The 12,758-nt window shown below is 71.9% G+C and carries 12 protein-coding genes; 6 read left to right on the top strand and 6 right to left on the bottom strand.

The window, feature by feature from the left end; genetic code table 11:
* Positions 1-30 precede the first annotated feature (30 nt).
* Positions 31-759, bottom strand: coding sequence for a glycoside hydrolase family protein (locus ACN28C_RS33990; RefSeq protein WP_422771554.1), 729 nt, complete (start codon positions 757-759; stop codon positions 31-33).
* A gap of 381 nt (positions 760-1,140) precedes the next feature.
* Here ACN28C_RS33990 and ACN28C_RS33985 point away from each other — a divergent pair, with 381 nt between their 5' ends.
* On the top strand, positions 1,141-1,698 hold the full coding sequence (locus tag ACN28C_RS33985) for a GNAT family N-acetyltransferase (protein WP_422771553.1): 558 nt from the start codon (positions 1,141-1,143) through the stop codon (positions 1,696-1,698).
* Between the two features lie 36 nt (positions 1,699-1,734).
* Here ACN28C_RS33985 and ACN28C_RS33980 read toward each other — a convergent pair whose 3' ends face one another.
* A complete protein-coding gene (locus tag ACN28C_RS33980; RefSeq protein WP_422771552.1) occupies positions 1,735-3,105 on the bottom strand; it encodes an FAD-dependent oxidoreductase in 1,371 nt (456 codons plus the stop codon).
* Positions 3,098-4,255, bottom strand: coding sequence for a carboxylate-amine ligase (locus ACN28C_RS33975; RefSeq protein WP_422771551.1), 1,158 nt, complete (start codon positions 4,253-4,255; stop codon positions 3,098-3,100). Before ACN28C_RS33975 ends, ACN28C_RS33980 begins: the two co-directional genes overlap by 8 nt.
* Positions 4,256-4,593: 338 nt before the next feature.
* Between ACN28C_RS33975 and ACN28C_RS33970 the strand changes: the two genes are divergently transcribed.
* The 4 genes from ACN28C_RS33970 (at position 4,594) to ACN28C_RS33955 (ending at position 9,065) form a co-directional block, all read left to right on the top strand.
* Complete coding sequence (locus ACN28C_RS33970) at positions 4,594-4,980, top strand: DUF6412 domain-containing protein (RefSeq protein WP_422771550.1); 387 nt, start codon at positions 4,594-4,596, stop codon at positions 4,978-4,980.
* 177 nt (positions 4,981-5,157) lie between these two features.
* Positions 5,158-6,084, top strand: a complete 927-nt coding sequence (gene yidC / locus ACN28C_RS33965; protein WP_422771549.1) for a membrane protein insertase YidC — start codon at positions 5,158-5,160, stop codon at positions 6,082-6,084.
* 53 nt (positions 6,085-6,137) lie between these two features.
* Positions 6,138-7,574 carry a carbohydrate-binding protein gene (locus tag ACN28C_RS33960; RefSeq protein WP_422771548.1) on the top strand — a complete coding sequence of 479 codons (1,437 nt, stop codon included), beginning with the start codon at positions 6,138-6,140 and terminating at the stop codon, positions 7,572-7,574.
* Between the two features lie 108 nt (positions 7,575-7,682).
* Positions 7,683-9,065, top strand: a complete 1,383-nt coding sequence (locus ACN28C_RS33955; protein ID WP_422771547.1) for a chitinase — start codon at positions 7,683-7,685, stop codon at positions 9,063-9,065.
* A 22-nt stretch (positions 9,066-9,087) separates the two neighbouring features.
* Here the strand turns inward: ACN28C_RS33955 and ACN28C_RS33950 are convergent, their stop codons facing one another.
* Complete coding sequence (locus ACN28C_RS33950) at positions 9,088-9,750, bottom strand: DedA family protein (protein ID WP_422771546.1); 663 nt, start codon at positions 9,748-9,750, stop codon at positions 9,088-9,090.
* Positions 9,751-9,899: 149 nt separating this feature from the next.
* Here ACN28C_RS33950 and ACN28C_RS33945 point away from each other — a divergent pair, with 149 nt between their 5' ends.
* Entirely contained in the window at positions 9,900-11,555 is a 1,656-nt protein-coding gene (locus ACN28C_RS33945) for an alpha-amylase family protein (RefSeq protein WP_422771545.1), read from the top strand.
* On the opposite strand, the gene ACN28C_RS33940 is transcribed toward ACN28C_RS33945, so the two are convergent.
* Together ACN28C_RS33940 and ACN28C_RS33935 are read right to left on the bottom strand one after the other, a co-directional pair.
* Positions 11,513-11,989, bottom strand: coding sequence for a hypothetical protein (locus ACN28C_RS33940; RefSeq protein ID WP_422771544.1), 477 nt, complete (start codon positions 11,987-11,989; stop codon positions 11,513-11,515). The genes ACN28C_RS33945 and ACN28C_RS33940 overlap by 43 nt on opposite strands.
* A 139-nt stretch (positions 11,990-12,128) precedes the next feature.
* Positions 12,129-12,494 carry a hypothetical protein gene (locus ACN28C_RS33935; RefSeq protein WP_422771543.1) on the bottom strand — a complete coding sequence of 122 codons (366 nt, stop codon included), beginning with the start codon at positions 12,492-12,494 and terminating at the stop codon, positions 12,129-12,131.
* Positions 12,495-12,758: the final 264 nt, after the last annotated feature.

Here is a 12,758-nt window from a genome sequence, read left to right as displayed (position 1 = left end):
CACCGCGTGGCCCGTCCTGCCCGTCGGCAGTCAGCAATAGATGTCGAGCACCGTGATCCAGTGGTTGTCGTAGAAGACGTCGATCTTCGTGAAGTTGCAGCGCATCGCGCCGGTACCGCCGTCGCCGGTGCCGTCGCCGTCGCCGCCCCATGGTTGGAAGGTGGTCACGCCGCTCGGATACCCGGTCCCGCCGGGGTGGGTGTACCCGGGGATGTCAGACGACACCGGGGGGATCACCGGAATGGTTCCCGGCGGCAGCGGATCGCACATCAGCCCTCGGCGCATCAGGGTGATGTCCTGGGTGGCGCGGGTGCCCGTCTGCTGTTTCCAGGCCGATTTCTCCATCTCGGATGCTGCCGTCTCGTAGTCCCACCGGTTGAGGGCGGCCAGCATGTTCTGGAACTGGGCCACACCGGCCCGCCCGAGGTTGAAGATCATATCGATGAGGACGGCCTGCCGGGCCGTCGACAGCTGGTCGAAGTTCGGAAAGAGGGAGTACGCGTCGCTGGTCGCCTCCGCGATGGTCTGCTCGAACAGGATGGTGATCTGGACCTGTGTCAGGTCCACCCGGCCGGCCCGCACGTCGTCGTAGTCGGCGCCCACGGCGGTGAGGCGCGTCCGGGCGTCGGCCCGGTCGAGATTGAAGCCGATGCCGACCGTCGGGTGCCCCTTCGTGTCGACGTAGACGTGCGGATCTCCGGCGAGTCCGTGTGGGCTCTCGTGCCTGGCGACGAACTCCTTGAACTCACTGATCTCCATCTTGCGCGGCGCCCTGCCGAGCGGGCAGGGACCGGCCGGCTGCTCCGTCGGCTTGGTCGGCGGAGGTTTCGGGCCACCGGCCGCGGCCGGACCCGCTTCCACCAGGACGGCGGGAGACAAAAGGTGTCTCGACATTGACGGCGGCCAGCCTAGTTACACATTCCGCCCGGCGACCATCCCAGAACTGTGGGGTGTCCGGTCCGCCACGCGAGACAGAAACAGCAGCCCGTCGATCCGCTCCGCCGCCTGCGACCGGCCGACGATCTGGGTGCCGAGCAGCCGCCCGCGTCCGGCGTCAATCGAGTCGCGTGCTGATCGTGGCGGGGCTAGCCTGGCGCCGTGCGGTCGAGGGACGGCCTTCAGGGCAGAGGTGTCGAGCTGGTGGTCCGGCACGAACAGGCCAGCGATCACGAGGCCGTGCGGGACGTTCACACGCAGGCGTTCGGCGACGGCGGACGCGTCCCCGCGCTCGTCGATGCGCTGCGCGCCGCTCGGACATTCCCGGCGCCGTTGTCGCTGGTCGCTGTCGTCGCTGAGCGGGTGGTCGGCCATGTGATGCTCAGCGCCTGCCGGTTGGACGCGCTGCCCCGGCTCGTGGACGTGCTGTCGCTGTCGCCCCTGGGCGTTCTGCCGGAGTTCCAGCGCCAGGGAATCGGCACTCGACTGGTGGCACACGCCCTCGCGGAAGCCGACGGTCGGGGTATCCCGCTGGTGTTCCTGGAGGGTTCACCGCACTACTACGGTAAGCGCGGCTTCACCGACGCCACGACGTCGGGCTTTCGGCCGCCCACACTGCGCTACCCGCCCGGCGCCTTCCAGGTCGCCAAACTGTCCTCCTACGAGGAATGGATGACGGGCACCTTCGTGTACTCCGACGTCTTCTGGGCCCTGGACTGCGTGGGCCTGCGAAGCGACGGTCTCGAAGGGGTCGCGACCTGACGCATGTTCGGGCCCGGCGCCGCCACGGCCACCGACTCAGCGGATCGCGTCGACCGCCTTGCGGGCCGCGACCAGCACCGGGTCCCAGACCGGGGCGTACGGTGGGGCGTAGCCGAGGTCGAGGCCGGCCATCTCGTCCACGGTCATCTTGTTCCACAGCGCCACTGCCAGCACGTCGATCCGCTTCGCCGCCTCCGACCGGCCGACGATCTGGGCGCCGAGCAGCCGCCCGCTGCGCCGCTCGGCGATCAGCTTCACCGTCATCGGCTTGGCGCCGGGGAAGTAGCCGGCCCGGTTCGTCGACTCCACCCGTACGCTGACGAACTCGAAACCGGCGGCCGTCGCCTCGACCTCGCGCAGGCCGGTCCGGCCCACCTCCAGGTCGCAGACCCGGGTCACGGCGGTGCCGACCACCCCGGCGAAGGTGGCGTACCCGCCGCCGATGTTGATCCCGGCGACCCGGCCCTGCTTGTTGGCGTGGGTGCCGAGCGGCACGAAGACCGGCTGCCCGGAGATCCGGTGTACCGACTCGACGCAGTCGCCCGCCGCCCAGACCCCCGGCACGTCCACCACCCGCATCCGCAGGTCCACCCGGATCGCGCCGGTGGGGCCGAGCGGCAGTCCCGCCTCGGCGGCGAGCGCGGTGTTGGGGCGTACCCCGAGACCCAGCACCACCACGTCGGCCGGGAGGGTCCCCTTCTCGGTGACCACGGCGGTGACCCGGCCGTCCCGGGTCTCCAGCCCGGTGACGGTGATCCCGCTGCGCACGTCCAGGCCGAGACCGCAGAGCGCCTGCCGGACCAGCGCGCCCATGTCCGGGTCCACGGTGGACATCGGCTCCTGGCTCCGTTCCACCAGGGTCACCGAGAGCCCGCGTTGGATCAGCGCCTCGGCCATCTCGACGCCGATGTAGCCGCCGCCGATGACCACCGCCCGGCGCGGCGCCGGCTCGCGCTCCAGCCAGTCGAGCAGGGCGGCGCCGTCGTCGAGGGTCTGCACGCCGAAGATGCCGGCGGCGTCCGTGCGGGCCCAGGCCGGGGTGATCGGCACCGCCCCGGCCGCGTAGACGAGCTGGTCGAAGCCCTCCCGCACCTCCCGCCCGCCGTGCGCATGGTCCCGGGCCAGCACCTCCCGCCGCTTCAGGTCGACCCCGACCACCTCGTGCCGGAGCCGGACGTCGATGGAGAACTTCTCCCGGAACGTGGCCGGATCCCGGATGACCAGTTGGTCGACGTCGTCGACGAGCCCACCGACCCAGTACGGGATGCCGCACGCCGAGTACGACGTGAAGTTTCCCCGCTCGAACGCCACGATCTCCAGGTCGGCGGCGTCCCGGCGCTGCCGGGCCTGCGACGCGGCGGACATCCCGGCCGCGTCGCCGCCGATCACCACCAGCTTGTCAGCCATGGCCGGCGGTGCCCCGGGTACGCCGAACCAGGTCGTCGAGCACGTCGGAGATCTCGTGCCGTTTGGCGTACGCGGCCCGTTGCCGGGCGGCGCCGGTGCCGTGCGCCTGCAACCGGCTCAGCATCGCGGTGACCAGTGGCAGGTCGCCGTGGCGTTCGAGGGAGGGGCGGAGCCGGGTGAAGAGCCGGCGCATCAGGTGCCAGGCGGGCCGGAGCCCGCCACCGGCCAGGTCCACGGCCATGCCCTCCAGGCCGTCGTGCGCGGCCCGCCAGTGCGCCGCCACCAGCATGTGGTGCGGCACCCGGGGCGCCGGCCGCCCGGCCGCGATGTCGGCAAGTGCGGTGTCGACCAGGGCCCGGACCAGTGCCGCGATCAGGATCGTGTCGTCCAGGCCGGGGCAGACGTCGCCGATCCGGATCTCGACCGTCGGATACTTCGAGGAGAGCCGGGCGTACCAGTAGAGCATGCCCTCGTCGAGCATCATGCCGGTGCCGACCAGCTCGTCGACCAGCCCCTCGTAGTGTGCGTGCGACTCCAGCCAGGGGGTCGGGGCCACCGAGGGCCAGCGCTCCCAGAGCACGGAGCGCCAGCTCGCGTACCCGGTGTCCCGGCCGGCGTAGAACGGCGAGTTCGCGGTGGCGGCGTGCAGAATCGGCAGCGTCGGGCGGAGGTGGTTGAGCACCTGCACCGCGATCTCCGGGTCCGGCACCCCGACGTGTACGTGCATGCCGTTGACGCCCGGCGACGGCACCAGCAGCCCGAACCGCTCGATCATGCGGTGGAACCGGGGATTGTCCACCACCGGCGGCACCGGGCCGTCGACCGGGCCGGTGCCGGCCGCCACCAGCCGTACGCCGGCCGCCTCGGCCGCGTCGGCCAGTCCGGTCCGCAGCAGCCCGAGCGAGTGCCGGAGCGCGCTCAGTTCCAGGCCGGGCGGGGTGCCGATCTCGATCTGGCTCGTCTGGAACTCGTGCTGCACCTGCCCGCGCAGCTCGTCCGCCACCTCGGCGAACACCGCCTCCACGGCAGGGGTCGCCGCACCGGTCACCGGGTCGACGAGCAGGAACTCCTCTTCCACACCGACCGTGAGCTGATCCAGCCCGGCATCCGGGACAACCGGTCTCGTCGGCGCGGCCAGTCCGCTGACCATCACCCTCACCGCCTGTTCTTCTCGAATCCACGCCACGCTCGGCGCCATGCCGGGCTGATTACCCACTGTTCGGATGGCCGGAAACGCCTGCCCCCCAATCGTGCCAGCGGTGCAGATTTCGGTCGGGCTGTTACCCGTTCGGGTACGCACGCTCCGTGCAGGTGAAGCTCGGACCCCGGGCCGGTGCCCGCTGCCCGGGAACGGGTGCCGGCGTCCGGGAGCGGGTGCCGGCGTCCGGGAGCGGGTGCCGGCGTCCGGGAGCGGGTGCCGGCGTCCGGGAACGACCCGACCCGGCCGGTGGGAGGCGCGTCCTTGCCCGCGTTGGCTAGCCTGTGCCCGTGTCGGGGAGACTGCGCGGGGCCACCCCCGGCCGGGCGCGTCCGCTCGGCCGGGCGGACGCGCCGGGCTGGCTGGCGGCGCCGCTGGGCTGGCTGGCGGCGGTGCTGCTGGGCTGGCTGGCGTACGCGCTGATCCAGCTCGGCACACCGACCGGCCCGCTCGTCGAGTCGCTGGCCGGCGCCGCGGTGCTCGCCGCCGCGTCCCTGGTCGCGATCGCCCTCGCCGGCCGGTTGCCGGCCGGCCCGGACGCGACCGTCGACCGGACACGCCAGAGCGCGACGTTCCGGCAGCGGTCCCGCCGGCTCCGCACGCCCCGCCAGCTCGATCCGGACGCCGCCGGCCGGCCCCGTCCGCGCGCACCCTCGGCGCACCCCTCGGCCGGTTAGCGGCGGCTCCACCCTCCACCCTCCACCCTCCGCCGCTCCCGCGGCCGATTCCGCTCGCACCACCACGCCCGTACACCCGCCCCGCGCGCAGAGCGGCGGGTTGTGGCGTCGGGCCCTCCGCCCGGACGGGAGCCGATTCCTGTCCCGGCGTTCCGGAATCGAGCCGAGAGGTTTTCCATGCTTGCCTTCGCACCACTCGACGGCGCCGTCGGTGCCGCCGCACACGTCGTCGCGCTGCTTGCCGGCGCGTTGCAACCGGTGGCCGGCGCCGGTGCCACCGCCGCCGCGATCGTGCTCTTCACCGTCGTCGTACGACTGTCGATCTCGCCGCTGAGCTGGCTCCAGATCCGGGGGGAGCGGCGCAGGGCCGCGCTGGCGCCCCGGATCCGGGAGCTACAGCGGCGCTACCGGGACCAGCCGGTCCGGCTCCGGACCGAACTGGTCGCGGCGCACCGGGAGGCCGGGGTCTCGCCGTGGGCCAGCCTCCTGCCGGGGCTCGCCCAGGCGCCCTTCTTCCTCCTGATGTACCGGCTCTTCACCGTGCCCGTGTCCGCGAACGTGGGCGGGGACACGGGCGGGGACGCGGGCGGGGACGCGGGCGGGGGCGCGGGCGCGAGCGCGGGCGCGGGTGGGGAGGTGGATGCGGGTGCGGCGGCCGATGCCGGCGGGCTGCTCGCCGAGCGGCTGTTCGGGGTGACGCTCGGTCACCATCTCGGCGACGGACTGGCCGGGTCGGCCGGGTTGGTCTTCGGCGTCCTGTTCGGCCTGCTGGTACTCCTGGCTTGGTGGTCCTCCCGGCGGATGCGTCGAGCGGCGGCGGGCGCGGCTGCGTCGGGCGGCGCGGCTGCGTCGGGCGGCGGGGCTACGTCGGGCGGGGCGGCGGCCGGCGGGACGGCGGCGGGTGGCACCGAGCTGCCCGGCGCGGCGGTGGTGGCCAGGGTGCTGCCGCTGCTGCCGTACGGGACCGTGCTGGTGGCGCTCTTCGTGCCGCTGGCCGCGGTGCTCTACCTGGTCACCACGACGGCCTGGACGGGGCTGGAGCAGGTGGTGCTGCGGCGGGGTCGGGCATCGACAGATGTTGACACGGGGAGGTCCGGCACGTAGAACTCGTCTGAGAGCGCTCTCTCGGCTCCCCGTCCCCTGTAGAGAGGCCCAACATGATCACCATCGGGATCGACCGGTCGGCCGTCGCCGGCCGGGTCACCAGGCGGCGGCTCGCGCTGCTGGTGGCCGCCTTCACCGCCTTCGCCACGGTCTTCGCCACCGTGACCGTGACCGCCCGCGCCGCCATCCCGCCGCCCGCGAGCGGCTGGAGCCTGGTCTGGGGCGACGACTTCACCGGCGCGGCCAACACCCTGCCCTCGTCGGCGAACTGGATCATCGACACCGGCACCAGCTATCCCGGCGGCCCGCCGAACTGGGGCACCGGGGAGATCCAGACCTACACCAACAGCACCGCCAACGTCAGCCACGACGGAAACGGCAACCTGCGGATCACCCCGCTGCGCACCTCCTCCGGCGGCTGGACGTCGGCCCGGATCGAGACCGTACGCACCAACTTCAAGCCGCCGGCCGGTGGCGTACTGGCGATCGAGGGCCGGATCCAGATGCCGAACGTGACCGGCGCGGCGGCGGCCGGCTACTGGCCGGCGTTCTGGGCGCTCGGCGCGCCGTACCGCGGGAACTACCAGAACTGGCCGGGGATCGGCGAGTTCGACGTGATGGAGAACGTCAACGGGATCAACTCGGTCTGGGGCGTACTGCACTGCGGCGTCGCGCCCGGCGGCCCGTGCGACGAGTTCAACGGCATCGGTGCACAACGCGCCTGTCCCGGCTCGACCTGCCAGTCGGCGTTCCACACCTACCGGTTCGAGTGGGACGCCTCGGTCAGCCCGCAGCAACTGCGCTGGTACGTCGACGGCCAGCAGTACCACACCGTCAGCCAGACCCAGGTCGGCTCGTACTGGTCGCAGATGACCAGCCACGCCGGCTACTTCCTGCTGCTGAACGTGGCGATGGGCGGCTCGTTCCCGAACGGCGTGGCCGGCAGCACCACCCCGACCTCCGCGACCGTCTCCGGCCGGCCGATGGTGGTCGACTACGTGGCGGTGTGGAGCCGGGGTGGCGGCGGCAACCCGACCAACCCCCCGACGACCCCGCCGCCGACCACCCCGCCGCCGGGCGGCACGGTCAGCGCGTACTCGACGATCCAGGGCGAGGCGTTCAACGCGCAGCAGGGTGTCGGGGTCGAGACGTGCAGCGAGGGCGGCCAGAACATCGCCTGGCTCGCCAACGGTGACTGGGCGCGCTACGACCGGGTGGACTTCGGGTCGACGCCACCCCGGGACTTCGTCGCCCGGGTCGCCTCCGGTGCCGGCGGCGGGGTGAGCGGTCTGGTGCAGGTCCGGGTGGACAGTCCCACCGGCCCGGTGCTGGGCAGCTTCGCGGTCGGCAACACGGGCGGCTGGCAGAGCTGGCAGTCGATCCCCGGCAACGTGTCGTCGGTGACCGGCGTCCGCACCGTCTACCTCACCTTCAGCAGTGGCCAGCCGGCGGACTTCGTCAACCTCAACTGGTTCACGTTCCGCCGCTGACGTGTTAGGAAGGGCCCCCGCTACAACAGAAAACGATAAGCGGGGGCCCTTCCTTACATCCCTTGCGGAAACAGTTAAGCTTGTTAATAATTGCGGCGGGAGGACCACATGAGACGTCGCAGAAGCCTTGTCCTGTCCGTGGTAGCCGGCCTGGTGGCGGCCGTCGGCGTTGCCTGGGGAGCGCTGCCCGCGTACGCCGCCGGGCCGACCGCCACCTTCGTGAAGACCTCCGACTGGGGCTCGGGCTGGGAGGGGAAGTACACCATCACCAACGGTGGAACCAGCACGATCAACGGCTGGTCGGTCGCCTTCGACCTGCCCGCCGGCACCACGCTCGGTAGCTACTGGGACGCCCTGCTGACCTCCTCGGGCCAGCGGCACACCTTCACGAACCGCTCCTGGAACGGCACTGTCGCGCCGGGCGCCTCGGTGTCGTTCGGCTTCATCGGCGTCGGCTCCGGCAGCCCCACCAACTGCACCCTGAACGGCGCGGCCTGCGGCGGCGGCAGCACCCCGACGACCCCGCCGACCACCCGCCCGCCGACCACCCCGCCCCCCACGACCCCGCCGCCGACCACCCCGCCCACCTCCGGGCTGCCGAAGCACTTCCTCACCGGCTACTGGCACAACTTCGACAATGCCGCCGTCGAGCTGCGGCTGCGGGACGTGCCCGCCGATTACGACGTGATCGCGGTCGCCTTCGCCGAGGCCACCAGCACGCCCGGCGCGGTCACCTTCGGCATCGACCCCGGGCTCTCGGCCTCGGTCGGCGGCTACACCAACGCCGACTTCGCCGCCGACGTCCGCACGCTGCACTCCCGGGGCAAGAAGGTCATCATCTCGGTCGGCGGCGAGACCGGCCGGGTCGCCGTCAACGACGCCGCCTCCGCGACCAACTTCAGCAACAGCGTCTACAACCTGATCCAGCAGTACGGCTTCGACGGCGTCGACATCGACCTGGAGAACGGGCTCAACCCGACCTACATGGCCCAGGCGCTGCGGTCGCTGCGAAGCCGGGTCGGCTCAGGGCTGATCATCACGATGGCGCCGCAGACCATCGACATGCAGTCGCCGTCGGTCTCCTACTTCAAGCTGGCGCTCGACATCCGGGACATCCTCACCGTCGTGCACACCCAGTTCTACAACTCCGGCTCGATGCTCGGCTGCGACCAGTCCTTCGCGTACTCGCAGGGGAGCGTCAACTTCATGACGGCGCTGGCCTGCCTGCAACTGGAGGCCGGGCTCCGGCCCGACCAGGTGGCGCTCGGGCTGCCCGCCGGGCCCGGTGCGGCCGGTGGGGGCGTCGTCGCGCCGAGCCTGGTCAACCAGGCGCTGGACTGCCTGGCCAGGGGGGCCAACTGCGGCAGCTTCCGCCCGCCGCGCACCTACCCGGGCATCCGGGGCGCGATGACCTGGTCGATCAACTGGGACGTCAGCAACGGCAACAATTTCGCCCGCACCGTCCGGCCACACCTGAACACGCTGCCCTGAGGGCGGGACCTTCGCCGGCCGGTCAGCGGGTGCTGACCGGCCGGCGCCGTGCCGCGCGGCGGCGCAGCTTCTTCACCACCCAGAGGACGGCCATCGCCACGAATATGACGAGCAGGGCATAGTCGAAGTAGGAGGCGTACCGGTCGACCTCCTGCCAGGAGGAGCCGACGCCGTAGCCGAGGCCGACGAAGATCGCGTTCCAGACGCCGCTGCCCAGCGTGGTCAGTGCCACGAACCGAGCCACCGGCATGTGGTCGGCGCCGGCCGGGATCGAGACGAGGCTGCGGACCACCGGGATCATCCGGCCGAAGAGCACCGCCCAGGAGCCGTACCGCTCGAACCAGCGGTCGGCCCGCTCCAGGTCGTCGAGGTCCAGCAGGGGGACCCGGTCCAGCCAGCGTTTCAACCGGTCCTCGCCGAGCGTCGCGCCGAGCCAGTAGAGCAGCAGTGCGCCGAAGACCGAGCCGGCGGTGGCGGAGAGCACCACCATGACGACGTTCATCCGTCCCTCGCCGGAGAGGTAGCCGGCCATCGCCAGCACCAGCTCGCTCGGCATCGGCGGCACGATGTTCTCCAGCAGGACCAGCAGCCCGACCCCGGGCACACCCATCGCGTCGATCACGCCGGCTATCCAGCCGGTCAGCCCACCGAGTTGCGTCGGGTCCACGTCCTCGGCGAGCGCCACGGCGCAACCACCCCTTCGTCGGCTCGTTCATCGGCTGTCGGGGGAAGCGATCTTCGTACCCGCGAGGCGATCCCGTTACACCCGCCGGTCGGAGGATCCGGGACATCGACCGGTTTGCCGGGGGAGCCGGACGGAAAAGAGTTTCCGGTATGACAGACCGGTGGTACGCGGAGGCGGTCGTCTACTGCCTCGACATCGACACGTACGCCGACTCGGACGGTGACGGGGTCGGCGACATCAGCGGCCTGATCGGGCGGCTCGACTATCTGGCCCGGCTCGGGGTGACCTGCCTGTGGCTACACCCGATCCATCCGTCACCGCACCGGGACGACGGATACGACGCGACCGACTTCTACGGCGTCGACCCACGGCTCGGCACCCTCGGCGACTTCGCCGAGCTGCTGCACCAGGCCGCGGACCGGGGGATTCGGGTCATCATCGACCTGGTCGTCAACCACACCTCCGACGAGCACCCGTGGTTCGTCTCCGCGCGTTCGTCGCCGGACTCGCCGTACCGGAACTGGTACGTCTGGTCGGAGCAGGAGCCGCCGGACCGGCGCCAGGGGATGGTCTTCCCGGGCGAGCAGAAGGAGACCTGGAGCTACGACCGGACGGCGAAGGCCTGGTACTACCACCGGTTCTACCGGTTCCAGCCGGACCTGAACTACGCCAACCCGGAGGTCCGGGCCGAGATCAAGAAGATCATGTCGTTCTGGCTCCGGCTCGGCGTCGCCGGGTTCCGGATCGACGCGGCGCCGTTCATCATCGAGATGACCGAGCCGGGGAACCCCAACTCGCCCAAGGACTTCGAGTTCCTGACCGAGCTGCGCCAGCACGCCCAGTGGCGCCGGTCGGATGCGCTGCTGCTCGCCGAGGCGAACGTGCCTCCGGAACAGCTCCCGCAGTTCTTCGGCGACTCGGGCGGCTCCGCGAACCGGCTGCACATGCTCTTCGACTTCATGCTCAACGGCCGGCTGATGCTCGCGCTCGCCAGGCAGGACCCGGAGCCGATCATCGAGGCGCTGCGGGACACCCCGGCGCTGCCGCCCGGCGGGCAGTGGGCCACCTTCCTGCGCAACCACGACGAGATCGACCTCTCCCGGCTCACCGCCGACCAGCGGGCCGACGTGTACCGGCAGTTCGGTCCCGAGGAGCACATGCGGATCTACGACCGGGGCATCCGGCGACGGCTGGCGCCGATGCTCGGCAACGACCGGCGCCGGATCGAGCTGGCGTACTCGCTCCAGTTCGCCCTGCGCGGCACGCCGGTGCTGCGCTACGGCGAGGAGATCGGGATGGGCGAGGACCTGTCCCTGCCCGGCCGGACGGCGATCCGTACCCCGATGCAGTGGTCGCCGAAGCGGAACGCCGGCTTCTCCACGGCGGAGAGCGAGAAGCTGGTGCTGCCCGTCATCGACGGCGGCGAGTACGACTACCGCCGGGTCAACGTCAGCGCGCAGCGCCACGATCGCACGTCGCTGCTGGCCTGGTTCGAGCGGATGGTCCGTACGCTGCGCGAGGCGCCGGAGATCGGCTCCGGTTCCTGTACGCACATCGACCAGAAGCTGCCGCCGGGCGTGCTGGCGCACCGGGCGGACGGGGCCAGCGGCACGATGCTCTTCCTGCACAACCTCGGCACCGAGCCGGCCACCGTCGACCTCGGGTCCCTCTACGCCGAGGCGGACATGCCGGACGACGTCCTGAGCGACCAGGAGTACGCCCCCGTCGGCAGACTCGACGCGCTGGAGCTGGCCGGCTACGGCTACCGCTGGATCCGGCTCTGCCGGGACGAGGCGTTCGGCTGAGACCGCGCCGCCGCCGGGCGGCGGGTGCGGCGGAGCCAGAGCAGGCCGAGCACCGGCAGCACCAGCGGGACGTAGCCGTAGCCGCCGCCGAAGTCCGACCAGACGGTGTCGTCGGGGAAGAGCGCCGGGTCCAGCAGGCTCAGTGCACCGACGCTCAGCACCCCGGCGAGTTCGACGGTGCAGCAGACCAGGGCGGTGCGCCGGCCGAGCCGGTCGCCGCGGGCCAGCCCGACCGTGGCGACGATGTAGATCACGGCGGCGAGCGCGGAGAGCAGGTACGCCACCGGCGCCTCGTCGAACCTGGTGGCGATCTGGTAACCGGCCCGGGAGGTGGCCGCGATCGCGAAGAGGATGTAGACCGCGATCAGCGCCCGGCCGGGGCCGCTGTTGATCCGGCGGGTCCCGGTGCCGGCGTCCGCCTCCGCCCCGGGCATCGTGGGCGTCCCGGGCGCCCGGGACGTGGGCGTCGTGGGCGTGCCGGGCGTCCCCGTCGTGGGCGTGCCGGGCGTTGTGGGCGTGCCGGGGGTCGGCGTGCCGGGCGTTGTGGGCGTGCCGGGGGTCGGCGTCGTCGGGTCAGGCACCGGGGAGCTGCCAGGTCTGTTGCAGGCGCAGCACGACGACGGGGATGACCAGGCAGACGACGGTGACGATCACCGAACCCCAGCGGGTCGGCTCCATCCGGGCCAGCACCCCGGCCAGTGGCGGCAGAAAGACCAGCGTGACCAGGTAACCGGCGAAGGTGCCGGCCTCGGCGGGCTGCTCGCCGCCGGTCCAGGCGACCACGGCGGTGGCGGCGAGCGCGAGCAGGACCAACTCCAGCACGGCCAGGCCGGCGAGGTGGGAGACGTCCGGCGGCCGGTTGCGCAGCGTCGCCACCAGGCCCCAGCCCGCGAGTACGAGCGACAGCACGATCGACGCCGCGACGAGAACGTCGTTCATCGGCCGGCCCGGGTGCGGATGCCGGTGCGAGACGGCAGCACGGCGGCACGGGACCGGTATCGACTCACCCGCGCAGTCTACTAATCCCCGTAGTAGCGCAGTCGGCCGCCCCGCGGCCCGGTGCGCTGCAGATCTTGACGACTTGTTGCACCTGGAACGACGAAAAGTCGTCAAGATCTGGACGTGGACGGAGGTCGATCGAGGGGCGGGGAGTGAGGGAGGCGGGGAGTTAGGGGGCGTGGGGAGTTAGTTAGGGGGTGGGGA

It is taken from the genome of Plantactinospora sp. WMMC1484 (assembly GCF_049315195.1).
Lineage (GTDB): Bacteria > Actinomycetota > Actinomycetes > Mycobacteriales > Micromonosporaceae > Plantactinospora.
This window is presented reverse-complemented; position numbering and strand designations above follow the sequence as displayed.